The organism is Halosimplex carlsbadense 2-9-1, from assembly GCF_000337455.1.
GTDB lineage: Archaea > Halobacteriota > Halobacteria > Halobacteriales > Haloarculaceae > Halosimplex > Halosimplex carlsbadense.
On sequence record NZ_AOIU01000013.1, the window covers coordinates 319,103 to 345,462 of the forward strand.

At 69.7% G+C, this 26,360-nt stretch carries 22 protein-coding genes; 9 read left to right on the forward strand and 13 right to left on the reverse strand.

What is annotated here, in order from left to right:
* Positions 1-8: 8 nt before the first annotated feature.
* The 4 genes from C475_RS07175 to C475_RS07190 all read right to left on the reverse strand — a co-directional run bounded on the left by C475_RS07175 (position 9) and on the right by C475_RS07190 (position 3,208).
* Positions 9-1,043 (reverse strand): ABC transporter permease subunit, encoded by a 1,035-nt coding sequence (locus C475_RS07175; protein ID WP_006883134.1) that lies wholly within the window; start codon positions 1,041-1,043, stop codon positions 9-11.
* Positions 1,040-2,056, reverse strand: a complete 1,017-nt coding sequence (locus C475_RS07180) for an ABC transporter ATP-binding protein (RefSeq protein ID WP_006883135.1) — start codon at positions 2,054-2,056, stop codon at positions 1,040-1,042. The genes C475_RS07175 and C475_RS07180 overlap by 4 nt, the downstream gene beginning before the upstream one ends.
* A gap of 123 nt (positions 2,057-2,179) precedes the next feature.
* A complete protein-coding gene (locus tag C475_RS07185) occupies positions 2,180-2,443 on the reverse strand; it encodes a hypothetical protein (protein ID WP_006883136.1) in 264 nt (87 codons plus the stop codon).
* Between the two features lie 90 nt (positions 2,444-2,533).
* Complete coding sequence (locus tag C475_RS07190) at positions 2,534-3,208, reverse strand: hypothetical protein (protein WP_006883137.1); 675 nt, start codon at positions 3,206-3,208, stop codon at positions 2,534-2,536.
* A gap of 119 nt (positions 3,209-3,327) precedes the next feature.
* On the opposite strand from C475_RS07190, the gene C475_RS07195 reads away from it, so the two are divergent.
* The gene (locus C475_RS07195) at positions 3,328-4,074 is read left to right on the forward strand and encodes a hypothetical protein (RefSeq protein WP_006883138.1); all 747 of its coding nucleotides are present in this window, start codon (positions 3,328-3,330) and stop codon (positions 4,072-4,074) included.
* 92 nt (positions 4,075-4,166) lie between these two features.
* On the opposite strand, the gene C475_RS07200 is transcribed toward C475_RS07195, so the two are convergent.
* Complete coding sequence (locus C475_RS07200; RefSeq protein WP_006883139.1) at positions 4,167-5,150, reverse strand: aldo/keto reductase; 984 nt, start codon at positions 5,148-5,150, stop codon at positions 4,167-4,169.
* A gap of 406 nt (positions 5,151-5,556) precedes the next feature.
* On the opposite strand from C475_RS07200, the gene C475_RS07205 reads away from it, so the two are divergent.
* From C475_RS07205 to C475_RS07220, 5 genes are all read left to right on the forward strand, one after another.
* Positions 5,557-7,455, forward strand: coding sequence for an excinuclease ABC subunit C (locus C475_RS07205; RefSeq protein WP_006883140.1), 1,899 nt, complete (start codon positions 5,557-5,559; stop codon positions 7,453-7,455).
* Positions 7,456-7,533: 78 nt separating this feature from the next.
* Positions 7,534-7,992 (forward strand): DUF5518 domain-containing protein, encoded by a 459-nt coding sequence (locus tag C475_RS07210; RefSeq protein WP_006883141.1) that lies wholly within the window; start codon positions 7,534-7,536, stop codon positions 7,990-7,992.
* Between the two features lie 186 nt (positions 7,993-8,178).
* The gene (locus C475_RS24270) at positions 8,179-8,328 is read left to right on the forward strand and encodes a hypothetical protein (RefSeq protein ID WP_006883142.1); all 150 of its coding nucleotides are present in this window, start codon (positions 8,179-8,181) and stop codon (positions 8,326-8,328) included.
* Positions 8,329-8,385: 57 nt separating this feature from the next.
* Complete coding sequence (locus tag C475_RS07215) at positions 8,386-9,213, forward strand: cobalt-precorrin-7 (C(5))-methyltransferase (RefSeq protein ID WP_006883143.1); 828 nt, start codon at positions 8,386-8,388, stop codon at positions 9,211-9,213.
* Positions 9,210-10,577 carry a cobyrinic acid a,c-diamide synthase gene (locus C475_RS07220; protein WP_006883144.1) on the forward strand — a complete coding sequence of 456 codons (1,368 nt, stop codon included), beginning with the start codon at positions 9,210-9,212 and terminating at the stop codon, positions 10,575-10,577. Before C475_RS07215 ends, C475_RS07220 begins: the two co-directional genes overlap by 4 nt.
* A 223-nt stretch (positions 10,578-10,800) precedes the next feature.
* Here the strand turns inward: C475_RS07220 and C475_RS07225 are convergent, their stop codons facing one another.
* The 3 genes from C475_RS07225 to C475_RS07235 form a co-directional block, all read right to left on the reverse strand.
* On the reverse strand, positions 10,801-11,712 hold the full coding sequence (locus C475_RS07225; protein ID WP_082223266.1) for a twin-arginine translocation signal domain-containing protein: 912 nt from the start codon (positions 11,710-11,712) through the stop codon (positions 10,801-10,803).
* A gap of 355 nt (positions 11,713-12,067) precedes the next feature.
* Positions 12,068-12,913 (reverse strand): alpha/beta fold hydrolase, encoded by an 846-nt coding sequence (locus tag C475_RS07230; protein WP_006883146.1) that lies wholly within the window; start codon positions 12,911-12,913, stop codon positions 12,068-12,070.
* Positions 12,914-12,938: 25 nt separating this feature from the next.
* The gene (locus C475_RS07235) at positions 12,939-13,883 is read right to left on the reverse strand and encodes an alpha/beta fold hydrolase (protein ID WP_006883147.1); all 945 of its coding nucleotides are present in this window, start codon (positions 13,881-13,883) and stop codon (positions 12,939-12,941) included.
* An 82-nt stretch (positions 13,884-13,965) separates the two neighbouring features.
* Between C475_RS07235 and C475_RS07240 the strand changes: the two genes are divergently transcribed.
* Both C475_RS07240 and C475_RS07245 read left to right on the forward strand, forming a co-directional pair.
* Complete coding sequence (locus C475_RS07240) at positions 13,966-14,610, forward strand: helix-turn-helix domain-containing protein (protein ID WP_006883148.1); 645 nt, start codon at positions 13,966-13,968, stop codon at positions 14,608-14,610.
* Positions 14,611-14,698: 88 nt separating this feature from the next.
* On the forward strand, positions 14,699-15,511 hold the full coding sequence (locus C475_RS07245; RefSeq protein WP_006883149.1) for an MOSC domain-containing protein: 813 nt from the start codon (positions 14,699-14,701) through the stop codon (positions 15,509-15,511).
* Positions 15,512-15,654: 143 nt separating this feature from the next.
* On the opposite strand, the gene C475_RS07250 is transcribed toward C475_RS07245, so the two are convergent.
* The 4 genes from C475_RS07250 to uvrB form a co-directional block, all read right to left on the reverse strand.
* Positions 15,655-18,405 carry an outer membrane protein assembly factor BamB family protein gene (locus tag C475_RS07250; protein ID WP_006883150.1) on the reverse strand — a complete coding sequence of 917 codons (2,751 nt, stop codon included), beginning with the start codon at positions 18,403-18,405 and terminating at the stop codon, positions 15,655-15,657.
* A gap of 160 nt (positions 18,406-18,565) precedes the next feature.
* A complete protein-coding gene (locus C475_RS07255; protein ID WP_006883151.1) occupies positions 18,566-19,561 on the reverse strand; it encodes a ribonucleotide-diphosphate reductase subunit beta in 996 nt (331 codons plus the stop codon).
* Positions 19,562-19,598: 37 nt separating this feature from the next.
* Positions 19,599-22,112: a ribonucleoside-diphosphate reductase subunit alpha gene (locus C475_RS07260; protein ID WP_006883152.1), complete on the reverse strand. Its 2,514-nt coding sequence runs from the start codon at positions 22,110-22,112 to the stop codon at positions 19,599-19,601.
* A 253-nt stretch (positions 22,113-22,365) separates the two neighbouring features.
* On the reverse strand, positions 22,366-24,429 hold the full coding sequence (uvrB, locus tag C475_RS07265) for an excinuclease ABC subunit UvrB (protein ID WP_006883153.1): 2,064 nt from the start codon (positions 24,427-24,429) through the stop codon (positions 22,366-22,368).
* A gap of 283 nt (positions 24,430-24,712) precedes the next feature.
* Between uvrB and C475_RS07270 the strand changes: the two genes are divergently transcribed.
* Positions 24,713-24,976 (forward strand): hypothetical protein, encoded by a 264-nt coding sequence (locus C475_RS07270; protein ID WP_006883154.1) that lies wholly within the window; start codon positions 24,713-24,715, stop codon positions 24,974-24,976.
* 49 nt (positions 24,977-25,025) lie between these two features.
* On the opposite strand, the gene C475_RS07275 is transcribed toward C475_RS07270, so the two are convergent.
* Positions 25,026-26,291 carry a hypothetical protein gene (locus tag C475_RS07275; protein ID WP_049930243.1) on the reverse strand — a complete coding sequence of 422 codons (1,266 nt, stop codon included), beginning with the start codon at positions 26,289-26,291 and terminating at the stop codon, positions 25,026-25,028.
* Between the last annotated feature and the right edge of the window lie 69 nt (positions 26,292-26,360).

Consider the following 26,360-nt stretch of genomic DNA (forward strand, 5'->3'; position numbering starts at 1 on the left):
CCCGGTGGCTACAGGTCCACGCGGTCGAAGGTGTAGTAGCTGATCGCGGCGGCCAGTCCGATCCAGACGAGGAAGCTCGCGAACACGGCCGGGTCCGAGAAGTAGAACGGGAGGCCGGAGCCACCGGTCTGGCAGACGGTCTGGTTGCCGAACATCGTCTGGCGGACCTGCGGGTTGCCGCCGAGCACGTCGCCGCAGATGGTCCCCATAGCTTCCTGGCCCTGCTGGAACATGCCGTAGCGGGCGGTCGTCGCGGCGCCCGCGCCCTCGCCGAGCATCGAGTTAGTCAACGTCTTGTACGCCTGGGTCGGGCTCAGCAGCTTGACGAACAGGACGATCTGCCAGCGCAGCGCGCCCTCGATCCCGGCAAACTGGGCCAGCACGTCGCCGATCGAGTTCGCGAGGGCGTTCCAGCCGAACGAGAGGTAGAAGTAGACGATGCCGGCGCCGGCCAGCGACCGGAGGTTCGTCGACATCGCGCCGGAGATGCTGACGACGACGGCAGTGAACACCACGGTGAAGGCGACGGTGTACAGGACGAACCAGGCGAAGACGCCGGCCTTGAACGTGAACGGCGAGACGGCGAAAAACAGGCCCGTCAGGCCGAGCGCCGCGAGCAGCGGGACGCCGACGACGGCGCTGCGACCCACGACTTTCCCGACGATCACGTCGCGGCGGGAGAACGGTAGCGACAGGAGGACCTTCAGCGACCCGCTGGTGCGCTCGTCGGAGACGGCCGCGTAGGCCGCGAAGACGACGACGATGGGCACCAGCAGCGTGACGATGTCCAGGTACGGCCGGGAGATCGCCACCTGCAGCCCGAACTCCTGCAGGCGCCGCGGCACCTGCTGGGCGTTGCGGAGCGTCCACCAGTTGCGCGCGGCCGGGATGACGAACAGCGCCGTGAACAGGAAGGATAGGACCCACAGCCCCTTCGACCGGATGGCGTCGCGGAACTCCTTCTTGGCGACCGGGTACCAGTCGAAGGCGTCCCGGAGTGCGCCGTCGAGACCGCTGCCGTCGCTTCCGGTGTCTGCGCTCATCGGTCCGCACCTCCCTCAGCGTCGTCGGCCCCGGTATTCTCCTCGTCGTCGTTCACTTCCGCATCGCTTGCCCCGCCGGCGGTCGCCGCCGGGGTGGCGTCGGTCGCAGCGTCGGTGTAGGCGGCGAACAGGTCCTCCAGCGACGCCTCCTCGGTCTCGAAGTCGTCGACCGCGATCCCGGCGTCCTCGATGGCCGTGAGGACGGTCATCTTCGCGTCGCTGTCCACGGTGACGACGAGGTCGTCCCCTTCGACCGTGGCGTGCTCGACGGCGTCGACCTCGCGGGCGGCGTCGGCGGCCGCCTCGGCCTCGCCGGGGTCGACGCTGACGACCAGGCGGGTCCCGGTGTCGGTCGCTTCGCGCAGCCCCTCGACGGTGTCGACGGCGATCACTTCGCCGTCCTGGAGGATGGCGACGCGGTCGCAGACGGACTCGACCTGCCCGAGGATGTGCGACGAGAAGAAGACGGTCGCGCCGCGCTCGTTCTCCTCGCGGACGATCTGGCGCATCAGGCGCGCGCCGTTGGGGTCCAGTCCGCTGGAGGGCTCGTCGAGGATCAGGAGATCGGGTTCGCCGACGAGCGCCATCCCCAGCGCGAGCCGCTGGGCCATCCCCCGGGAGTAGCCCTCGACTTTCCGGTCCAGATCCTCGGAGTCGAGGCCGACGCGGTCGGCGATGGCCTCGGGGTCGGGGTCGGCCCGCTTGGCCTCGCCGACGAACTCGATGTGGTGGCGCCCGGTCAGCCGGTCGTACAGGTCGTAGCCCTCCGGGAGCACCCCGAGTCGCTCCCGAATGGCCTCCGACTCCTCGCGGGCGTCCATGCCCAACACGTCGGCGGAGCCAGCGGTCGGGCGGACGAAATCGAGGAGGATGTCGATCGTCGTCGTCTTGCCGGCGCCGTTGGGCCCCAGAAACCCGAACACGTCCCCGTCCTCGACGGTCATGTCGACCCCCCGCAAGGCGGTGACGTCGTCGAAGCGTTTCGTCACGCCGTCGAGTTCGATCGCTGGCATGGCCGGGCCTTTCGCGCCCTCCGATTTAGGTTTTCATACATCCGAAACCCACCTTTCGGGCGCTCCGTGCGAGCGTCAGCGCCGCGGACGGCGAGCGTCGCGAGCCGACGCCGACGGCCGGGATCAGACCTCGTCGTCGGGGTCGTGGGAGTCGGCCATCGACTGGGCCTGGGTCGCGTAGCGCTCGCGCTCGTCGTCGGCCGTCGGCTCCAGTTTCTCGGGGTCGACGTCGACGGCGGCCGTCGTGGGTTTGCGCGAGAGCAACTGGAAGGACAGCTGTTTGGTGAGGTGGCGCTCCCCGTCGGGGGTGGCGTACACCAGCGTGACGAGGTTCTCGTCGCGGGAGATCCGGTCGACCAGCCAGCACCTGACCGTGTCGTCGCTCATACCTCCCCGTGGGGCGCGCGCGGGTTTGTAGCCAGCGGATCCGACAGTCGCGGACGGTCGCGTCTCCCGGACGCGTTCGGCCCGCCGCGCTCACGTGGACGACCGCGAGCGGAACCAGGCCGGGGCCGTCCGCTCGGCGCACTCGCGGCGCGCGACCGCGACGCCGGCGACGTGTTCGACCAGTAACGCGACGACGAGCACGACGAGCCCGAGAGTTTCGGGCGCGAGACTGGCACTCCCAGGGAGGTCGGCCAGCGGTCCGGCGCTCGCGAATCCCGCCTCCAGGGCGAGCCAGGCGGTCGCCCCGGCGGCGGTGACGAGGCTGTAGCCGACGGTGCTGGGATCGACGAGTCGCGACCCAAGCGGCGCCCCGCGGAGGGCGTCGACCTCGGCGGTGTGCTGGGCCGCGAGCGCGACGGCGAGGGCGACGCCGCCGACCAACGCGCCGCGCGGGTCGCCGAGGGCGGCGACGACGGCCAGCCACCCCGTCCAGACTGCGGTCTCGCTGAGGGCGACGCCGAGCGTCCGCCCCAGCGGGAACCCGACCGCGGATCCGTTGACTGCCAGGTCGACCAGGAACTGGCCGACGAGGAAGGCGGCGGCGAGCACGACCACGCCGACGGCTGCTTCCCGAGACGCGGGGCTCGCGTCGGCGAGCAGCGCCAGCCACACCGACAGCGCCGCCGCCTCGACGCCGGTGACCGCGACGACCAGCGCCCAGCGACAGGCCATCGCGACCGCCCCTCGCCGGAAGGCGTCGAGCATGCGTCGCGCTCGCGCGCTCGTCCACGTAGTTATGCAGTGCCTGCCGCGGGAAATCCGCGCTTATCAGTCGCGAGACTCCGGGCCACAGTTTCAAGACCCACCGCGAGACAGGGGGAGATATGTCCCGACTCCGCGGACTGCTCGATAGCGTCCGGGGGACGGGTGGGCGCGCGTGGGCCGGGTCGGTCGAGGACCTGTGCTTCGACGGCGAGTCGGTTCGCGAGCGGGTCGAACTGGGCGAAGGCACTCGGGTCGTCGTCACCACCCACCGCCTGCTGGCGTTCACGCCCGACCGCGACGGGGAGAACTACCGCGCCGTCGAGCTGCCGAACGTCGCCGCCGTACGCGCCGGCCACGAGGGCGAGACCACCCTCCTCCGGCAGGGCACCCGGCTCGCCGTCTACGGGCTCGCCCTGCTCGCAGTGGGCGTCTTCGTCGACTTCGGGTCGTTCGTCCCGACCGACGCCTTCGCGGGGGCCGGCGCCGGCCGGCTCGGGATGGGCGGACTGCTCTCGATCCTCCAGCGGTTCCTCTCGCTGATCGCCCGCATCGACGAGTTCGCGCGGCTGATCGGCGCCTTCCTCGTGCTGTTCGCCGTCTTCGTCTTCGCCGTCTACCTGCTGACCCGCGACCGCGTGCTCGAAGTCGGCGTCGCCGGCGACGCCGACCCGATCCGCGTCCCGGCCGACGACGACACGATCGACGGCGCGGTCGCCGACCTCGAAGTCGTCCTGTTCGACGGGTCGCCGGACGACAGTGGCGGGCCCGGCTCCGACGGGACGGCCCCCGACGAGCGGGGCGGCGCACCGTCGGGCGCGACCGGCGGATCCGACTGTGACAGTGCGGACCCGCTCGGCGGTCGGTGAGTCCCGACGGTCCGGAGCGAGGACGGAGACCACCGGCGACCGGGCGTCCGCCGCGCGGGTCGTGACCGGTGGGGTCACGGACCGGCGTGGGATCAGTGCCCGGTGACGCCGACGGGTTCGTTCGGTGCTTCGAGGTACTCCAGATCGGACTCCGAGAGGTCGACCTCGACGGCTTCGACCGCGTCTTCGAGGTGCTCGACGCTGGAGACGCCGAGGATCGGCGCGTCGACGGCGGGCTGGTGGCACAGCCACGACAGCGCGATCTGGGCCATCGAGACGCCTTTCTCCGCCGCGAGTTCCTCGCACCGCTCGTTGACCGTGACGCCGCCGCCGGCGCGGTAGTGCTCGTCGATCCGCTCGCCCCGCTCGTCGGCGTCGTTCGCACCGCGTTCGGTGGACTCGAACTCGTCGTCCGGCCGCGCGAGGTAGCCCCGGGCCAGCGGACTCCACGGGATGGCGCCCACCCCCTTCTCCTCGCATAGCGGGAGCATCTCCCGTTCCTCCTCGCGGTAGACGAGGTTGTAGTGGTTCTGCATCGTCTCGAAGCGGTCGAGGCCCAGCCGGTCGCTGGCGTGTAGCGCTTCGGCGAACTGGTAGGCCCACATCGAGGAGGCACCCAGGTACCGGACCTTCTCGCGGCGCACCGCGTCGTCCAGCGTTCGAAGCGTGGTCTCGATCGGGGTGTCCGGGTCCCACCGGTGGATCTGGTAGAGGTCGGCCGTGTCGACGCCCAGCCGGTCGAGCGAGGCGTCGAGTTCCTGCTCGATGGTCTTCCGGGAGAGGCCCGCGGCGTTGCGGTGGTCGTCGGCGCCGGGGAACCGGACCTTCGTGGCGATCACCTGCTCGTCGCGGTCGTGCTCGGCGAGGGCGTCGCCGAGGATCGACTCGGACTCGCCGGCGTTGTACACGTTCGCCGTGTCGAAGAAGTTCACGCCGAGTTCGACCGCGCGGTCGACGATCTCCGTCGCCGTCTCGCGGTCGACGTTCCAGCCCTCACCCGACTCGCTGAAGCTCATACAGCCGAGACAGATCCGACTGACCGAGGTCCCCGTGCTACCGAGTGTCGTGTACTCCATGCGGACCGCACGGCCGGCGGCCGCAAGTGCCTGTGGGAACCGGCGGGTCGCTCCCCGTCGCCCTGCTGGCCGCATCGCTCACCGAAACAGCCGCTTCGCTCCGCTTCCGAGCCTGTGCTCAGTTCGTTCGCGAACGAATCGACAGACTCCGCCCTCTCCGAGCAAGCGTTGTCGAACAGAGCGAAGGAATCGGCCGAAAAACCAGCCGAATTCCCGCTCTGAATTGGTCCCCGCTGACGCTTCGGCCCTCCAAGACGAAGCGTCACCTCTAGGTTCGACGGTTATGGGGCTTAAATCTGGTGCATAGGCGAGCCCGCTATCGCAACGATACCGTCACGCTCTACACCGAGTACGCACCGGCCCGCGGACGCAGGGTTCAAATCCACCGAGTCGCTACCGGCGAGCGATGGATCCCGACGCGGTCCGGGGCCGAGCCGGCGACCTGCCCGCCGAGCCCGGCGTCTACCAGTTCCTCGCCCGCGAGTCGCGTGGCCGAGCAAAGCGAGGCCACGGAACTGGCGAGCGGAGCCCGAACGACGGCGACGACGCCAGTCCCGACGGTGAGAGCCGGATGGGCGGTTTCACCTCCTCCGACACCGATCTCGCCGAGACCGACTCGTACGAACGGGTGCTCTACGTCGGGAAGGCGGTCGACCTCCGGAGCCGCGTCCGGTCGTACGCCGACCCCAGGAGCGAGCGCATCCGGCGGATGGTCGCCGAGGCCGAGTCCGTCGAGGTGGCGGTCACCGACACGGAGACCCAGGCACTGCTGCTGGAAGCGAACCTGATCAAGCGCCACCGCCCGCGCTACAACGTCCGGCTGAAAGACGACAAGTCCTACCCGCTGGTCCAGCTGACTGCCCACGAGTTCCCCCGAATCGAGATCACCCGCGACCCCGCGCCAGGCGCGACCGTCTTCGGCCCGTTCACCGACAAGGGCCGCCTGGAGACCGTCGTCAAGGCCGTCCGAGAGACCTACGGTCTGCGGGGCTGTTCGGACCACAAGTTCGCCAACCGCGACCGGCCGTGTCTCGACCACGACATCGGCCTCTGTTCGGGACCCTGTGTCCCCGAGACCGACGTGGACGCCGAGGGGTATCTGGGCGACGCCGAGGCGGTCGAGCGCTTCTTCGAGGGCGAGACGGGCGCGCTGGCCGACCCGATCCGACGGGAGATGGAAGCGGCGGCGGGCGACCGGGAGTTCGAGCGGGCGGCGAACCTCCGCGACCGACTCGACGCCGTCGAGGTGATCCACGGCGAGGCGGGCGACGCCGTCGCCAGCGAGGGCCGCCACGAGGAGTCCGACCGCGAGCGCGCGGTGGACGTGCTCGGCGTCGCCGTCGAGGGCGAACGGGCGACCGTCGCGCGGCTCCACAGCGAGGACGGCAAGCTCGTCGACCGCGAGCGCCACACGCTCGACGCGCCCGAGGGCGAACGCGCGGGCGCGGTGCTCGCCGCGTTCGTCGCCCAGTTCTACGCCGAGCGCGAGTTGCCCGACGCCGTCCTCTGCTCGGACCACCCCGACGACGCGGATCTGGAGGCGTGGCTGGAGCGGGAAGGCGTCGCCCTGCGAGTGCCCGGCGCCGGCCGCGAGGCGACGCTGGTGGACCTGGCGCTGAAGAACGCCCGCCGCCGGGACCGTCGGGACGACGAGGGGCGCGCACTCGCGGACGCGCTCGGCCTCGACTCGCGAGTCGAGCGGGTCGAAGCCTTCGACGTGAGCCACGCCCAGGGGAAATCCGCGGTCGGCAGCGACGTGACCTTCGTCGACGGCGAGCCCGCAAAGGCCGACTACCGCCGGAAGAAACTCGACGACGAGAACGACGACTACGCGAACATGCGGTCGCTGGTTCGGTGGCGCGCCGACCGCGCCGTCGAGGGGCGCGACGAGCGGCCCGACCCCGACCTGCTGCTCATCGACGGCGGCGAGGGCCAACTCGGCGCGGCGCGGGACGCCCTGGCCGCCGCGGGCTGGGACGTGCCGGCGGTCGCCCTCGCCAAAGACGAGGAGCTCGTGGTGACCCCGACGAGCGTGTACGACTGGCCCGACGACGCCGGGCATCTGCACCTCCTCCAGCGCGCCCGCGACGAGGCCCACCGCTTCGCCGTCCAGTACCACCAGACCCTGCGGGACGACGTGTCCACGGTGCTGGACGACATCGACGGGGTCGGCCCCGAGACGCGAAAGCGACTCCTCCGGCGGTTCGGCAGCGTCGAGAACGTCCGCTCTGCGTCGCGAGACGAACTGGAGCGCGTCGACGGCGTCGGGGCCAAGACCGCCGGTACGCTCGCCGAGCGGCTGTGAGCGTGGGTCGACGGATCCGCACCCGTCGAGCGGCGCGTGATTTATGCCGGCGCGCGCAGTAGTGTCAACCGATAGTGCATGTCCCGAACTGGTCCCGGTTCCGGCCGCCCGCCCGGTTCGCTCTCGCGGACCTGGCAGTACGCCCTCGTCGGCGGTGTGGTGTCGATGCCGCTCACACTCGCCGCCTACTGGAGTTCCGTGGCGAGCGACTCCTTCTCGTTCAACATGGTCGTCGTCGGCGGACTGGTCGCCGGCTTCCTCGCCCGCCGCTACTCGGCCGACGTGAGCGCTGCGAGTCTCAGGGCCGGCCTGATCGGCGGCCTCGCCGGCTACGTCTGGATCGCCCCCGCGATACGCACCAGCGCCGAGAGCTTCGCCGAAGCGTGGTCGTTCGCTCCCGCGGAGACGCTGCTGTTCGTCGTCTTCAGCGCCGCCGTCATCGGTATCCCCGCGGTCCCGGGTCTCGTCGGCGGCCTCGTCGGTTCCTGGATCTGCGGGAAAACCGGCCAGCAACGGGCTGTCCCCGCGAGTAGCTGACGGGAGACCGTGTCCGGGTCGTCCGGTTGTCGGTTCCTCCTCGACCGCGTCGGCGTCGCCACGGTGTCCCTTCCACCGTTCGACGGCCGCGCTACCTAGGTTGCCGCAGACTCCGGATCGACCGGTAGGTTCGCGCTACGCTCGAAACCGGCGGGTAACTATCGGCGCGGGCGCCGACGGCCGTCCATGGCGTACCGAACGACCATCGGCTGGTCGCTCATCAGCTCCGGCATCGTCACGCTCCTGCTCGAATATCTGCCGTATCCTTCCCTCTACTGGGGGATCGGCCTGCTGGTCCTGGGGACTCTCGTCTTCTTCACGCGGCGGATCTACTGACTGTGCCGTCGGACCGTCCGAAACGGTCAACGGTCCGCCCCTCGTGGACCCGATATCGTGACGGACACATCCTCGACCGACGACGACCGTCCGCCCGAGGCCGTCGCCGCTGCGGCGCCCGAACCGCCGGACGCGGCGGCCGATCGGACCGAGGCCGCGGAGCCGGTCCACGCCGTCGGTATCGGCCCCGGAAACCCGGAGTACCTCTCCCCGCGCGCGGAGCGAGCGATCTGGGAGGCCGACGCCGTCGTGGGCTTCGAGACGGTGGTCGACCACGTCCGCGACCGGATCGAGGGGACGGCCCTCGCCTGCGGCTACGACGACCAGAGCGAGACGTTGCGGGCGTTCGGCGACCGGGTCGCCGACGGCGCCGCGGGGACGGCGGTCCTGATGGGCGACCCCAACTTCTCGGGCTACCAGTTCCTCGGCCGGATCGAACGGGCCGTCGACCCCCCCGTCCGCGTGGTGCCCGGGATCTCCGCGCTTCAGGTCGCCGCGAGTCGCGCTCGGACGCCGATGGAGGCGTCGACTTTCGTCACCCTCCACAAGCGCGGCGACCTGGCTGCCGACCGCGAGCGACTGCGGGCCGCCGTCGGTGACCGCCACCTGCTGGTGCTCCCGCGTCCCTACGACCTGATGCCCGGCGACGTGGCCGCCGACCTGTGCGACGCCGGGGCCGATGAGTCGCTGACCGCGATCGTTTACGAGCGACTCACCTACGACGACGAGACGGTAACCCCGACGACGCTGGGCGACCTGGCGACCCGCGCCGGTGGGAACGGGCCGGACGACACGCCGTTCTCGGATCTGTCCGTACTGGTCGTCCGGGCGGCGGACGGGCCGACCGACGCCGGAGAGGCGGAACCGACCGGGGGCGACGGATGAAGGGGTTCGTCCTCGCCGGGACGAGTTCAGGCGTCGGCAAGACCGTCGCGACCCTCGCGACGATTCGGGCCCTCGACCGCGAGGGCGTGTCCGTCCGGCCCGCCAAGGCGGGTCCCGACTTCATCGACCCGAGCCACCACGAGCGCGTCGCGGGTCGCCCTTCGCGGACGCTCGACCGCTGGCTCCAGGGCGAGGACGGCCTGCGGCGCAACTACCGGCGCGGCGAGGGCACGGACGGCCACGGCCCGTCCGCTCGGGGGACGAGGTCCCCCGCAATCTGCGTCGTCGAGGGCGTCATGGGGCTGTACGACGGCGACGCCTCCTCGACGGCCATGGTCGCCGAGACGCTCGACCTCCCGGTCGTCCTGGTCGTCGACGCCAGCGCCGGGATGGAGAGCGTCGCCGCCACCGCCGTCGGCTTCCGCGAGTACGCGGCCCACGCCGGCCGCGACATCGACGTGGCGGGCGTGATCGCCCAGCGCGCCCACGGCGGCCGCCACGCCGACGGGATCCGCGAGGCGCTGCCCGACGGCCTGACCTACTTCGGTCGGACCTCGCCCGACGACGCCCTCGAAATTCCGGATCGCCACCTCGGCCTCCACATGGGCGAGGAATCGCCGCTCGGCGAGGACGCGCTCGATGCCGCCGCCGAGCACCTCAGGGTCGACCGCCTCCGAGCGGTGGCCCGAGAGCCGCCCCGTCCCGAAGCGTCCGGCGGTGTGAGGGGTCCCAGCGGCCCGCGTAGCGGGGACGCGGCCGGCCCCCGCGTCGCCGTCGCGCGCGACGACGCCTTCTGTTTCGTCTACCCGGCGACGCTCGAACGGATCCGCGAGCGGGGCGAACTGGTCCCGTTCGCGCCCGCCGACGGCGAGGACCTGCCCGACTGCGACGGCGTGTACCTGCCCGGCGGCTACCCCGAGCGCTTCGCCGCCGACCTCGCTGACGGTCCCGCGCTCGATACGCTGGCTGACCGCGCCGCCGACGGCCTCCCCGTCCTCGGCGAGTGCGGCGGGCTGATGGCGCTCTCCGAGTCGCTGACGACGACCGACGGCGACACCTACGAGATGGCCGGCGTCCTGCCCGCCGACGTGGCGATGCACGACCGATATCAGGCGCTCGACCACGTTGAAGTACGCGCCCGGGGGGACACCCTCACCGCGTCGGCCGGCGGGACCCTCCGCGGCCACGAGTTCCACTACTCGACGGCCGATACCGCCAGCGACGCCCGCTTCGCCTTCGACGTGGAACGCGGCGAGGGTATCGCCGACGGCCGCGACGGCCTCACCGAGTACCGCACGCTCGGGACCTACTGCCACTGTCACCCCGAGAGCGGCGCTCTCGACGCGTTTCTGGACACGCTGTAGCCGCTTCCCGCCACGTTTCATTCGTCACGGCCAGTCACGGAACCCGATCTAGGCACTACGGAACTGTCCGGCTCCACGGACGGAACGCCGACTCGGTGGGAAGGTGGGCTGCTACCGGTGCGGACGTTCCTCGGAGGAAACCCGCCGGACGAGAACCACGATGGCGCTCCGAGGCCTCTTTCGGGGTGGCCGTGGCGAGCCCGGATTACCGAACGGGTCCGCGTCAGTCCGGGTTCCAGGTTTGCTTCATGACTTCGAGCGTGCAGTCCGAGATCTGCTGACTCTGGGTACCGTCCCAGCTGTCGTAGCGCGATTTCGAGCACTCCCCTTTGCCGGCGAGGTTCGCCTCGTCTCCGCAGGGATAGGTGTCGTCACCTTCGTAGAACGTCATCATCGGCGTTGCCGACCCGTCACTGCGGATCTTCCCCAGCGCATGCTCTTCGTGCCGGTTCGCGATCCCATCGATCTCCGGAACCAGAATCGGGTTCATCAACGCGTGACCGATCTCTTGGATCGCCGCGTTCTTGATCCGTTCCAAGTCACCGTCATTGGCGTACTCACCGTAGCCACCCTCAGTACCGACGTACGCGAACGCAGGACCGTGTTCGTAAGCGTGTCTATCTTTATCCGTCCCTACCACGTTCGCAAAATCACTGGTGGAGGTCACGAACAAGTGAACATCGGCTGTCAGCACGTTATCCCCGATCTGATCACCGCCGCTCGGATCATTCGCTTTGTCTGTTTTGAGCGCCTCCACGGCGTTCATTAACCAACTCTCATCGCAAGGAGAGCTTTCGCTGTTGGATTCGATATCGCATTCATCAGTACCTGCACCAGAATCACAGTACTCTTTATCGTGATACCGTTCGTACAGCGTTTGCTGCGGGACTCTGGCCGCGTACCCGTCGATGACGCCGTTGCTGTCCAGATAGCTCAGAAACTCTTCGACTGCCTGTCGAATAGGCCAGATATCGAACGGGGAGACGTCTCTGCGATTCCAGACGGTGATATCCATCCTCGGCGCCGACGACGCCGAACTGGGAACGGCCGTACCGGTCCCGGCCGCCAACACTGCACCGGTCGCTCCGACTCGTTTCAAGACACTTCTTCTACTGATGTCATCATCGTCTGACATTACACTCCCAAGACAAGCTACTGGTAAATAAATCTTGATAAAATTTAGATACTACATCTCCAAACGACATTCAAATTGTCATTTTTGGCGATCACTGGCAGTAGAGGCCTTCGGAGAACAGACGCCACAGAATCACTATCTCGTCTGGTGCTGTCTTCTGCTTCGGTTCACAACCAATTCGGTCATCGCCGATCGACAAATGATCTCGGGGAAAACCATGCTACTCTCCGGAGCTCCGTCGGTCGCACGCAGTTGTTTCCTATCGCGGAATATGATTTATGCGGAGTCGAAGTGACTCCTCACGTTCGCACCCAGATCCACCCGGAGACGAGACGGAGCCGTACGGGCCGTTCCGTCACAGAAACGTTTCGAGCTGTTCGACCACGGTGTCCGGTCGCTCGCGGGGCGCCCAGTGGGCGCAGTCCTCCAGCAGTCGAAACTCCCCCTCTGGAAGTCGGGCCGCCGCCCGTTCGCTCCAGCGGTGGGGGAACACCTCGTCGTACTCGCCGTGGAGCAACAGCGTCGGAACGTCGAGGTCGTCCAGTCGCTCGGTGAAGTCGGTCCGGTAGCCCTCGGGGCCGACTTCCGCGGCGCGGAAGCGCCGGTAGGCCTTGCCGACGCCGGGGCGCTTGGCCTCCGCCCAGACGGCGTCGACCGCGTCGGCCGAGAGGCGGTCGGTGTCGTGGACGATGTTCCCCAGACTGGCCTTCGTGAACCCGCGGCTCCGCCGCATGAGCGCGATGGCGAGCCTGTTGGTCGCCCCCTGTTTCGACAGCAGCCGGGTGAACTCGCCGTTGGCGAGTTCCGTCCCGAGCCCGTAGCTGTCGAGCAGGACGAGCCGGTCGACGCGCTCGGGCGACCGGAGTGCGAGTCCCAGCGCGGCGCCGCCGCCCATCGAGATGCCGGCGACGGCGGGACGGTCGAGGCCGATCGTCTCGACGAACTCGGCGACCACGTCGACGTGGGTGTCGAGCGAGTAGGTCACGTCGGGCTTGGCGCTGCGGCCGTACCCCAGCAGGTCGGGGGCGACGACGCGGCACTGTCGGGCGAGCGGCTCGATGACTGCCCCCCAGCTCACGCCCGCGGCGTCGACGATCCCGCCGTGCAACAGCACGAGCGGCGGATTCGCCGGGTCGCCGGCGGCCAGGAAGTGGATCCGGTGACCGTCGACGACGGCCGTCTCGTGACTCGCGTCGACCATACCCTCCGGTGGTCCGCCGGGCCAATCAATCCCGGGGCGCGGTATCGAGCGCGCGCGACCGAGCGTCCAGCAGCGTCGTCAGGTGGTCGCCGTCGAAGGCGGTCAGACCGGCGTCGGGCAACCGGTCGCGCAGGCGCTCGGCGTCTTCCACCGGCACGTTCGCGTCGTCGCCGCCGTGCCACAGGTCGACCGGCACCGTCACCTCCGCCGGCGAGACGCCCCAGCCGTCGCGGACCCAGGCGAGTTCGGTGACCGGGCCGTTACGCGATCGGTCGAGGGCTTCGAGGAAGTCCGAACCGACGATTTCGGCTACTTCGACCGGTACATCGCCGGGGTCGTCGGTGTACTGTGCGAGAACCGCCGACGGTCCGACCCGCTCGGCCAGTCGGACCTGCCCTCGGAGGGCCGCCCCGAGGAGTCGCGGCGTGGTCGCCGCCAGTCGGCCCAGGACGCGCTGGAGTCGCGGCGTCGCCGCGGCGACCGACGGCGGCACGGCCCCGGAGACGAGGTCGATCCGGTCGACCAGGTCCGGTCGGGCGGCCCCGAGCGCGAGCGCGTCGGCCGCGCCGCCGGAGAACGCGACGACGCGCGTCTCCTCGACCCCGGCGTCCGCGAGGAGGGGTTCGACCCAGGCGGCCGCGTCGCCCGGTCTGCGCCCCGACCAGTCGGTCGACCGGCCGAACCCCGGCCGGTCCGGCGCGATCACCCGAACGTCGGCCTCCCGAGCGGCCGAATGGAGCAGTGCGCCCAGCCGTCGCGAGCCCGGCGTCCCGTGGAGGAAGACGGCCGGATCGCCGTCGGCCGTCCCGTACTCGACGTAGGCCAGCCGCCGCCCGGCCGCCCCGTATTCGACCGTTCGCGGGCCCTCGTCCGCGTCTACCGTCGCCGGCGCGGCGCGAGTGCCGCCGGTTTCAGGCGTCGCGGTGTCGGTCCCGTCGGTACGCTCCGGGGCGGGCGACGAGTGGTTCATCGATCGATCGTAGTCGCGCCGGTCCCTCGGTCGTTGTCCCGGATCAGTGCGGTCTTTTATACAGGGTCCCGAGTGGCGATCGATGCGGCAGGTCACCTTCGAGACGACGTACCCGCCCGAGGCGGCTCACCCGCTCCACCGACAACTGATGGGTGACGGACCGGTGTCGCGGGCGGACGTGCTGATCTGGGGCCCGACGGCGGACGTGACCACCCTCACCTGGTTCGACGGGGAGCCGGCGGCGGTGAACGCGGCGCTCGGTGCGATCGACTCGGCGACGGGGACGCAACTGGTCGCCGCCGACGATGGAACCTACGCGTTCGTCCGCCAGTCCGCGTACGAACTCCCGGACGCCGCGCTAGAGGCGGTCGCCGACGCCCGGGCCGCCTTCGTGCCGCCGATCTCGTTCCGGGCGTCGGGCGTCGCGCGGTTCGACGCGGTCGGCGAACCCGAGGCCCTCGCCGAGTTCTACGGCGACCTGAACGGGGCCTTCGATACCGCAGTCGTGCGAGTTCGCGAGTTCCGCCGCTGGTCCGAGCCCGCGGGGGTGACCGACCGCCAGCGGGAGGCGCTGGAGGCCGCCGTCGCCGTCGGCTACTACGACGTGGACCGGTCGGGCTCGGTCGCCGACGTCGCGGCGGAGCTGGACTGCGCACCCAGTACGGCGGGCGAACTCCTGCGGCGGGCCGAGTCGGCGGTCCTGACGGCGTTCGTCGGCGAGTCGTGACCGCCCTGACATACCGCTTCGGGCGTCGGCCGCCGGCAGGCGTCGCGCCAACCGCAACCTGAAGGGGCGGGCGCCGCCAACGTGAGGTATGCCAACGCTCTCGGAGATCCGGGTCTACCCCGTCAAGTCGCTCGACCCCGAACCCGTCGAATCGGTCCGGCTGACCGATTCGGGCGCCATCGCGCCCGACCGCCGATACGCGCTGTTCGACGCCGACGGCGACTACGTCAACGGGAAAAACGAGCGCCGGATCCACCGGGTCCGCTCCGAGTACGACTTCGAGCGCGACGAACTCCGCCTGCGCGAGCGGGGGAGCGACGAGTGGGCACAGTTCGACCCCGAGGACGACCGCGGGGGGCTCGAAGCGTGGTTCGAGGACTGCTTCGGCTACGACGTGACCGTCCGACGCGACGACGAGCAGGGCTACCCTGACGACACGTCGGCGGGCGGGCCGACGCTCGTCTCGACGGGGACGCTCGAAGCCGTCGCAGGGTGGTTCGACGGCGAGTCCGGTCGCCCGTCTGTCGACGCCGCAGAACTCCGGCGGCGTTTCCGCCCGAACCTCGTCGTCGACGCGCCCGCTTTCTGGGAGGACCGGCTGTACGCCGACCGGGAGTCGACAGTTCCCTTCTCGGTCGGCGGTGTCGAGTTCGCCGGCGTCAACCCCTGTCAGCGCTGCGTAGTCCCGACTCGCGACCCCGAGACCGGCGAGCCCGACGACGGCTTCCGCGAGCGGTTGATCGAGCGCCGCCGAGCGACCCTGCCCGAGTGGGTCGACCGCGACTGGTACGACCACTTCTACCGCCTGATGGTCAACACCCGCGTCCCCGGCGCCCCCGCGACGCTCTCGGTCGATGATTCGGTCGCCTGCGACCGCGAACCGACCGCTGACGCGGTCTGAATCCGAACGTCTCGCTCTGCCCTCGACCCCCATCCGCCCCGTTTCGCACGCCGCGATAAATCGCTATTCGCGATATGGAACTGGTTCAGTGACGGGATAGCAGGGGCTCGGGGCCGGCGAGCGGTGAGAAATTCCTCGTCGAGTCAGTTATCGTCGTCGTCGAGACCGCCGCCCCAGTTCAGGGCGTCGGCCTGTTTGCCGCCGGTGCCGCCGGTGCCGCCGGTGCCGCCGTTGCCGCCACCGCCGAAGCGCTTGACCGCGGCGCCGAGCGCGGCGACCGCGGCGACGGCTCCCGCGCCGGCGTAGGGGAGCCAGTCGGGTTCGATATCGAGTCCGTCCAGCGGGCCGCCGCTACCACCGCCACCGCCGCTACCGGCACCGGCCCCGGCGGTCGTCGTGGGCGTCGGCGCGTCGGTCGGCGTCGCGGTCGGCTCGGTCGTACCGCCGGCCGTCGTCGTGGGCGTCGGCGTTCCGGTCGGAGTGGTGCCGGCGGGTGCCTCGGTCGGCGTCGCCGTCGGTGTCTCGGTCGGCGTCCCAGCGGGCGTGTCCGTCTGCGTGGCAGTCGGCGTCGAGGTGTCGTTCGGGGTGGCCGTCGGCGTCGAGGTGTCGTTCGGGGTGGCCGTCGGCGTCGAGGTGTCGTTCGGGGTGGCCGTCGGCGTCGAGGTGTCGCTCGGTGTGGCCGTCGGCGTGGGCGTCTGAACGGTGTTGGGAGGGTCGAGCGCGGCGATCTCGGCGCTGGCGACGTAGACGGTGTCGTTGCCGAAGGCGGCGGTCGTCCGCAGCGGCGCGGCGGTATCGTAGGCCCACCGCTCGCTCCCGTCGGCCGCGTCGAAGGCGTAGACACTCTCGTTCTCGCTGCCGACCGTCACGAGGTCGCCGGCGACGCCGGGTCTGGCGCGGATCGCTCCGCCGGCCTCGGCCCGCCATCGGCGGTTGCCCTCCAGGTCGAAGGCGTAGAGTGACCCGCCGACCGTCCCGACGTAGACGGTGTCACCGGCGACGGTCGGCGCCGCCCTGACCGCTCCGTCGAGGTCCGTCGACCAGCGCTCGGTCGCCTTGTTTCCGCTCTCGACGTTCAGCGCGTGGAAGCGGCCGTCGCGGTCGCCGACATAGACGGTGTCGGCGGTGGCCGCCGGGGCGGCGATGGTCGTGCCCACGCGGAAGCCCCACAGCTCCTCGCCGCTCGCGGCGTCGAACGCCGAGACGACGCCGCTGGGCGAACTCGCGTAGATGCGGTCGCCGCCCACGGCCGGGCTGGTTCCGCCACTGTCCACGTTACCGACCCATCGCTCGCTCCCCTCCGCGCGGTCGATCCCGTACAGTCGCCCGCCGGAATCCATGGCGACGACCAGATCCGACCAGCGGACCGGTGGCGCAGGGAACGGTTCACTCCCGTCGTCGTCGGGCGCGAAGGTCCATCGTTCGGTCCCGTCGGCGGCTTCCAGGGCGCGGACGGTGCCGTCGCCGGCCCCGAGATAGACGCCGTCGCCGTCGGCGACCGGGCCGGTCAGGTCGGCGTCGGTCTCGTACCGCCACCGCTCGCCGCTCTCGGTCGGGTCGAGCGCGTAACAGACCTGCGCGTCGTCGACGGTGTAGAGCGCGTCGTCCGTCAGCGCGGGCGATCCCGCCGCGGTGCCGTCGGTCTCGTAGGTCCACCGGGTCGTCACCGCGTCGAACGACCCGCGGTCGAGCGCGTTCTCCGAGCCGGTCTCGACGGCGACGTAGAGGCCGCCGACGACCGCGACCAGCCCGTCGACCACCGAGATCGAGGGGTCGTTGACGGGCAGGTCCGCACGCCAGGCCTCGTCGCCGTCGGCCCGGGAGCGGGCGTAGACGATGTCCTCCTCGGTGGCGATGTAGACGGCGTCGTCGGTGACGATCGGCTTGCGACTCGCCGACGATCCCAGGTCCACCGACCAGCGCTCGCTCCCGCGGGTCGTGTTCAGCGCGTGGAGCGTCCCGTCGGCCGTCGGTACGAAGAGAGTGTTAGACGTGACGGCGGGCCCGCCGACGACCGCGCTGTTCAGGTTCACCCGCCACCGTACCCTCCCGTCGGTCCTGTCGAGCGCGTACATCGTCCCGTCGTCGTCACCGATGTACACCCGGTCGCCGCTGACGACCGGCACCACGTCCTCGGTTCGCGCGTCGGCGTCGAACTGCCAGCGCGCTCTCCCGTCGACCGGATCGCGGGCGAAGACGGTCCCGGCGGCGTTGGCGACGAAGACGCGATCCTTCCCGCGAGCGGGAGCCGCGATCGAGTCGCCGGCGTCGAACGACCAGCGCTCGGCCCCGCCGTCGCGGCTCAGCGAGTAGGCGGTCCCCGCGTCCGTGCCGACGAGGACGCGCGAGTCGGTCACGGTGACCGGCGCCGAGACGACGCCGTCGAGTTCGCTGCGCCAGTACCGGGCCTGCGAGGCGGTCCGGACGGCCAGCACCGCCGCGCCGTCGTCCATGAAGGCGGTGCCGTCGGAGACGGCGGCCGCGGCCGGAGCGTCGCCGTCGCCGTCGGTCCTGTAGCGCCACCGGGTCTCCCCGGTGGCGCGGTCGAGCGCGTAGAGACTCCCGTCGGAACTCCGAACGTACGCGTTGATGTCGTCGAACGTCGGTTCGCCGGTCGCGTCGATCGCCCTGTCCCACCGGACTCCGATACCGTTGCTCGGTGCGTTCGCACCGCTGTATCCGGTGTTTCCGTCGTCGAAGGCGAACATGGGCCACGTCTCGGAGGCGGCCGCGTCCGCCGCGCGGTCCGCGGGGGCGCGGTCGGCTGGCAACTGTTCGCCGGCGACGGCGGAGAGGGTCGAACCAGCCACGCCGGCCGCGGTCAGGCCGGCGAGGAAGCGCCGCCGCGTCGGCGCGGGGCGTGTCGTGTCTGAGTGCGGGGTGGTATCGTCCATCCAGCGGACCTCTGCTGGGGAGTCGTCCGGCCCCGTCAAATATCTTGTCGCATGACGCTTGCGAGCGCAGGCGACCGAACGACCCTGGGCCGGGAGGCCCCCTCGCCCGTCGACTGTCGACGCCGGTCGGACAGCTTCGCCCGTCGACTGTCGACGCTCGTCACCACTCCAGTTGCCCGCCGCTCTGATACTCGGTGACCTGCGTCTCGAAGAAGTTCTTCTCCTTGTTGAGGTCGGCGGCCTCGGACATCCAGTCGAACGGGTTCGCGGTCCCGTACTGCTCCGGCAGGTCGAGCTGTGAACACCGCCGGTCGGCGACGTACTCGACGTACTCGGCGAACTGTTCCGGTCCCATCCCCAGGATCTCCTCGGGGCAGGCCTCGCGAGCGTAGCGCCGCTCCAGGTCGACGGCCTCGCGGATCAGCTCGACGACCTCCGCCTCGAAGTCGTCGGTCCAGGCGTCGGTCTCGGTCCGAACCTGGTCGATCAGGTCGACGCCGAACCCCAGGTGCAGCGACTCGTCGCGCATGATGTACTCGAACTGCTGGCCGATGCCCGTCAGCTTGTTCTGTCGTTTCAGCCCGAGCATCATCGCGAAGCCGGCGTAGAAGAAGATGCCCTCCATGATCACGTAGAAGCCGATCAGGTCCCGGAGGAACGCGCGCACGTCCGCCTCGTCGTCGATGGTGAACTCGGGGTCGTCGACGACGCGGGTCAGGTCGACGACGAAGTCGTCTTTGGCCTCGATCGCCGGGATGCGGTCGTACATCCCGTAGAGGTACTCCGGATCGAACCCCAGCGAGTCACAACAGTAGATGAACGTGTCCGTGTGGACGGCCTCCTCGTAGGCCTGCCGGAGGAGATACTGGCGACACTCCGGGGCGGTGACGTAGTCGTACACCGCGAGGACGATGTTGTTGGCCGTCAGCGACTCCGCCGTCGAGAAGAAGCCGAGGTTCCACTCGACGAGGTCCCGCTCGGCCTCGGTGAGCGTGCCGTCCTCGTACTGTTTGACGTCCTCGCCCATGGGGATCTCCTCGGGCGTCCAGTTGTTGGCGACGCCCGACTGGTAGTACTCGCGGGCCCACTCGTAGTCCATCGGCAGGATCTTGTTCGGGTCGTGCGTGTCGTCGTCCGTCGTGTAGGTTATCGGCATCGTGTGTTGCTCCTGATGGTCGTTCGCGGGTCGGTACTCACTGGCAGGCGTCGCAGGTCGGGTCCTCGACGCTCGGCAGGTCGCCGCCGTCGCGGTCCCCCTCGGCGTCTGCGGACTCGCCGCTCGCGCCCCCGTCGCCGTCCGCCACGTCGCCGCCGCGCTCTTTGGTCTGGGTGCGGCCGTACTCGCTCATGTCCAGCGTGGACTTCTCGAACTGGCTGGCGCCCAGCGTCCGCAGGTAGTAGGTCGTCTTCAGGCCCAGATCCCAGGCGGTCTCGTACACGTCCGCGAGGAGACTCCCGTCCGTTTCGGGGAAGAAGACGTTGTGGCTCTGGCTCTGGTCGATCCAGACGCCCCTGGCCGCCGAGAGGCGGAGCTGGTGGCGCGGGTCGACCTCGAAAGCGGTCCGATAGAGCTCGCGCAGCTCCTCTGGGATCTCGCCGATCTCCTGGACGGAGCCGTCGTGGAACTTGATCCGGTCGCGGACCTCGTCGGTCCACAGGTCTCGCCCTTCGAGGTCGGCGACCAGGTCGTCGTTGACGACCGTGAAGTCGCCGCTCATGTTGGACTTGACGTAGAGGTTCGAATAGAGCGGCTCGATGGAGGCGGAGGTCCCGGCGATGGTCGAGATCGTTGCGGTCGGCGCGACGGCCATCGTGTTCGAGTTGCGCATCCCGTGTTCGGCGACGTGCTCCCGGACGTGCTCCCAGTCGAGGCGTTCCTCGGCGGTCACGCCGACTTCTCGGCCGCGCTCGTCTTCGAGGAGGTCGACGGTGTCCTGCGGGAGCAGGCCGCGGTCCCACTTCGAGCCCTCGTAGCTGTCGTAGGTGCCCCGTTCGGCGGCGAGTTTCGAGGAGGTCAGGACGGCGTTGTAGGCGACGAACTCCGTGACCTCGTCGGCGAAGTCGACGGCCTCCTCGCCGTTCATCGGGATCCGCTGGTCGATCAGCGCTTCGTGGAAGCCCATCATCCCGAGGCCGATGGGCCGGTGGGTCATGTTCGACTCCTCCGAGCGGTCCGTCGGGTAGAAGTTCAGGTCGACGACGTTGTCGAGCATCCGCATCGCCGTCTCGACGGTGGCTTCGAGCTTCTCGCGCTGGATGCCGTCCTCGTCGACGTGCTCCGAGAGGTTGACCGAGCCGAGGTTACAGACCGCGGTCTCGTCGGTCGAGGTGTTGAGCGTGATCTCCGTACAGAGGTTCGACGAGCGGATCGTACCGGCGTGGTCCTGGGGCGAGCGGACGTTGCAGGCGTCCTTGAACGTGATCCAGGGGTGGCCGGTCTCGAACAGCCGGGTGAGGGTGTCGCGCCACAGGTCCGCGGCGTCGACGCGCTCGTACTGCCGTAGTTCGCCCGCCTCGGCCTTCCGCTCGTACTCGCGGTACAGCTGCTCGAACTCCTCGCCGTAGGCCTCGTGGAGGTCCGGGACCTCGTCGGGCGAGAAGAGCGTCCACTGCTCGTCCGCCCGCACGCGCTTCATGAACAGGTCCGGCACCCACGCGGCGGTGTTCATGTCGTGGGTGCGCCGGCGCTCGTCGCCGGTGTTGCGCTTCAGGTCGAGGAAGTCTGGGTAGTCGAGGTGCCACGGCTCCATGTAGGCGCAGGCGGCGCCGCGGCGTTTGCCCGAGCGATTGATCGCGGCGGTCACGTCGTTGGAGATCTTGAGGAAGGGCACAGTACCGGTCGATTCGACGCCGGTCGACTCGATGAGCGAGCCAGACGCCCGCACGGGCGTCCAGTCGGTGCCCAGGCCGCCGGACCACTTCGAGAGCTTGGCGTGGGATTTGTAGGCGTCGAAAATGCCCTCCAGGTCGTCCGGGACGGTCGTGACGTAACAGGAGGCGAGCTGGGGGTGCGTGGTGCCCGCGTGGAACAGGGTCGGCGAGGAGTGGACGAACCGTAGCGTCGACAGCAGTTCGTAGAACTCTTTCGCGTACGCGGCGCGGTCGTCGACGGGCTCGCGCAGGGCGATCCCCATCGCGACGCGCATCCAGAACGCCTGGGGAAGTTCCAGCGGGTCGCCGTCGGCGTCAAGGAAGTACCGCTGGGCGAGCGTGTCGACGGCGATGTGGTCGAAACGCTCGTCGCGCTCGGGTCGGATCGCCGCGGCCATCTCGTCCAGGTCGTAGGTCAGGAGCCGCTCGTCGACGATATCGGCGCGGACTCCCCGTTCGATCCCATCGACGAACGACTCGCGGTAGGCGTCGGCGTAGTCGTCGTCGAGGTCGGCGTCGTCGGTGACGCGGCCGTCCTCGTCGGCGGGCAGCGCCCAACTGTCGCCGGGCGGGTTCTCGCCGGTGACCGCCCGGAAGTGTTTCCGGCGGGCGACGCGGGCGGCCGCGTCGTCGTAGGCGGGGTGGCGCTCGATGCGGGCGGTCAGCTCTCCGACGATGCCCTCGTCGCGCTCGTCGGCGTCGACGCCGTCGTACAGCGACCGCTCGACCGATTCGACGAGGTCGTCGACGGTTTCGTCGCCGATGATGTCTTCGTGGCCTGTGCGTGCGCGCTCCAGAACGGAGCGGATCGTCGACTGCGCTGTCAGCGTACTCATGGTAGTGTCGCCACTGTTCGGTGGCAAAGCGGCACACGCGGCCGCCCGGCTACCCGGGCGATCCCGCCCGAAATCGCCGAATACGGCCGCTCGCGGTGCGTTCTATCCTGTCTGACGCGTCCCGAATAAAGGTTTCCAACACCGCTTGCACTAAGACAATTTCAGTTGTATATGGTGCAACGAGGGGCGTCCGGTGTGGAACGACGGCGGTGGAGAACGGTACCGGGCGGCACTGGGAGCGAGGCGCCGGCCCCTAGAACTCGTCGACGGGTTCGGGGACGACGCCCTCCTCGTCCGCCCCGCCGGCCAGGTCGTACTCCTCGCGGAGTTCGTGGATGCGGTCGCGGATGTCGGCGGCGAGTTCGAACTCCAGGTTGTCTGCGGCGTCCTCCATGCGCTCCTGCAGCCGTTCGATGGCGCGGGCGGCCTCCTCGTCGTCGTCGGGGGCGAGCGAGGAGGCACCGTCGGTGTCGGTCTTCGACCCGGGCAGCGAGGACTCGCCGATCTCCTTGTCGATGGTCGTCGGGGTGAACCCGTGCGTCTCGTTGTACTCCTCCTGGATCTCCCGGCGGCGATTGGTCTCGGCGATGGCCGACTCCATCGCGTCGCTGGGGTCGTCGGCGTACAGCACCACCTCGCCGTTGACGTTCCGCGCTGCCCGGCCCATCGTCTGGACCAAGGTCGTCTCCGAGCGGAGAAAGCCCTCCTGGTCGGCGTCGAGGATGGCGACCAGCGACACCTCCGGGATGTCCAGTCCCTCCCGGAGGAGGTTGATCCCGACGAGCACGTCGATGTCGCCCAGCCGGAGCGACCGGATGAGTTCGTGTCGTTCGAGGGTGTCCGTCTCGTCGTGCATGTACTCGACGGCGACGCCGGCCTCTTCGAGGTACTCGGTGAGGTCCTCGGCCATCCGCTTGGTGAGGGTGGTCACGAGGACGCGTTCCTCCCGCTCGACCCGGTCGTCGATCCGGTCGAGCAGGTCGTCGATCTGGCCCTCCGCCGGCGACACCTCGACGGCGGGGTCGACCAGATGGGTGGGCCGGACGATCTGTTCGACGATCTGCTCGCTTCGGTCGCGCTCGTAGTCGGCGGGCGTCGCGCTCACGTAGAGGGTGTTGTCGGTCTTCTCCTCGAACTCCTCGAAGGTGAGCGGGCGGTTGTCGTAGGCCGTCGGGAGCCGGAATCCGTTGTCGATCAGCGACTCCTTGCGGGAGCGGTCACCGGCGAACTGGCCCTTGATCTGGGGGATCGTCTGGTGGGACTCGTCGATGACCGTGAGGAAGTCCTCGGGGAAGTAGTCCAGTAGGGTGTACGGCGCGTCGCCGCTCTCCCGTTCAGAGAGGTGGACGGAGTAGTTCTCGATGCCCGAGCAGTAGCCCGTCTCGCGCATCATCTCCAGGTCGAAGGTGGTCCGCTCGTCGATGCGCTGGGCGGCGACGTGGTTCCCGTTGCGCTCGAAGTACCGGACTCGCTCCTCTTTGAGGTCCTCGATCTCCGCGATGGCGCGCTGGAGACGCTGTTCGGGGATCGAGTAGTGTTCCGCGGGGTGGATCAACACGGCGGGCTCGCTCGACTGCACCTCGCCCTCCAGCGGGTCGACTTTCAGCATGCGGTCGATCTCGTCGCCCCAGAACTCGACTCGGACGGCGTAGCGGCCGTACATCGGGTAGATTTCGAGCGTGTCGCCCCGCACCCGGAAGGTGCCCTGCGTGAAGTCCACGTCGTTGCGCTCGTAGTTCAGGTCGACGAGGCGCTTGAGGACTTCGTCGCGGTCGATCGACTGGCCGACTTCGAGTTCGAGGCTCATGTCGACGTAGTTCTGCGGGTCGCCGAGGCCGTAGATGGCCGACACCGAGGCGACGACGATCACGTCGTCGCGGGTCAGCAGCGAGCGCGTGGCGGAGTGGCGCAGGCGGTCGATCTCGTCGTTGATCGAGGCGTCTTTCTCGATGTACTTGTCCGTCTGCTCGACGTAGGCCTCGGGCTGGTAGTAGTCGTAGTACGAGACGAAGTACTCGACGGCGTTGTCGGGAAAGAGTTCGCGGAACTCCTCGTAGAGCTGGGCGGCCAGCGTCTTGTTGTGGGCGATGACCAGCGTCGGCATCTGGGTTTCCTCGACGACCCAGGAGACGGTGTTGGTCTTGCCCGACCCCGTCACGCCGAGCAGCGTCTGTTCGGCCATCCCCTCGTCGAACCCCGCGGCGAGCTGCTCGATCGCCTCGGGCTGGTCGCCCGCCGGCTCGAACGGCGCGTCGACGCGGAACTCGCTCTCGGCGTCCGGCCTGTCCGGCGACAGGGGCCCCTCGGTGTCGCTCATTACTCGGGGATAGGGTCGGACGGACTTGAGAAGCGTGGTCCGACCGAAGGGAGGACCACGGAGAAGCGAGCGGGGAACGAAGTGACCCGCGAGCAGCGCGGTCCGAACGAGGCGAGGCGCGACCAGTGCGGGACCCGAGGTCCCGCATACCATGCGAACGGGCGCGTAGCGCCCGTGAACGGACGGAGGGACCACGAAAACGCGACCGGCAACCCCGCCGGTCCCGCCCCGGCGGCGAACGCCGGCCGCAGGTTCAACGGCGTCGGGTTCGTAGCGCGCGGACATGCAGGTGTACTGCACGGACGGGACGGTCGTCGACTGCGCCAGGTACGAGGTCAACGAGTACGGACTGGTCCTCTACGGGACGGAAAATCAGCAGGAACGGGAACGGTACGACACGACCGACTCCCAGCAGGTCGGATTCGTGCCCCACGACCGGCTGTGGTACGTGCTGCCCGAGGGGGTGACACCGCAAGCGGGACTGTCGGCACCCGGGCAGGGCCAGTCGGGTGCGGGGACGCGACCGCAACCCCAGCCGCGGGGGTGAGACACCGGGGGTGCCACGGCGGTGCGGTCGATGGGGTCGCACGGTCGTCCTACGGCCGGAATCCCTGTCGCTCGATCTCGTCGGCCAGCGGGCCCGGGAGGTACTCGTCCTCGCCGGGGGTGATCTCCGGGGTGAGCCAGCCGCCCTTGCAGTAGTGGTGGGCGTCGTGCTGGCAGGCCCCCGGTGCGTCGATGCGGCCGACGACGTTGTGGAGCAGTTCGTGGACGACGACGTGGCGCTGGGTCGGGTCCGCGGCCCCCGCGTCGACCAGCGTGAAGCGCCCGCCGACCGAACCGTAGCCGACCGCGTCGTCGGCGAAGTGGGTCAGGACGACCTGGTGGTACGCGCCGGCGCGCGGCCCCAGCCGGTCGCGGTAGTGGTCGGCCTTGATCGTCCGGAAGTTCTCGCCCGTGAAGACGGCGGTCCCGTTGATCCGCCCGCCCCCGCGCACGTGAACGTCGATGCCGGTCTCCGTCCGCGCCCGGACCGGCATCTCCGCGAACTCGGACTCGACGTAGTCGTAGAACGCGGGCGAGGGGGCCTCGACGCCGCGGGCGTAGTCGACCTGGACGTACAGGTCCATCGCCAGGGGGTCGCTCCCGGGGAGAGCCGCGCCCGACGGCGTCTCCCCGCGGTGTTCCCAGCCGTCGAGGAGCCTGTCACCGTCCGTGTCGGCGACCGTGGGGTCGGTGCCGAGTTCGACCTCGCGCCGGTCGCCGAGGCCGTCGCCGTCGGTGTCGGGGTCGAAGGGGTCGGTGCCGAGTTCGAGTTCGCGTTCGTCGGTGAGGCCGTCGGCGTCGGCGTCGACCGACCGCGGGCTCGTGCCCCGTTCGAGTTCCCTGGCGTCCGAGACGCCGTCGCCGTCGGTGTCGGGGTTCAGCGGGTCGGTACCGAGATCGATCTCGCGGCCGTCCGCGAGGCCGTCGGCGTCGGTGTCGGGATCGAAGGGGTCGGTGCCGAGTTCGAGTTCGCGCTCGTCGGCGAGGCCGTCGCCGTCGGAGTCCAGGGCGTCGGCGGTGTCGTTCTCGGCGGCGGGCTGACCGCTCTCCGAGCCGGAGTCGCTCTCGCCGGCCGCGTTCGACCCGCTCGCCCCGTCGCTCTCGTTAGCGATCTCGCCGGCCGAGGGGACGAGCTGTTCGAGCTTCTCGAGAAGCACGCCGCTCGCGTCCCCGCCCCCGAGCGGGGACGGCTCGCCCGTCTCGCCCGTCGGCGTCGCCGCAGGTCCGTCGCGAGCGTCGGCTGACTTGGCCCCAAGCGCGCTGACGCCCGCGACGAGTATCATGCCCAGCAACGCCATCGCCAGGACCCGTCGCACACACCTCCTGTGAACTCCCCCCGTGAAAATAGTTGTTCATACGACGTGAACGCACAGCACGAGCGTTCA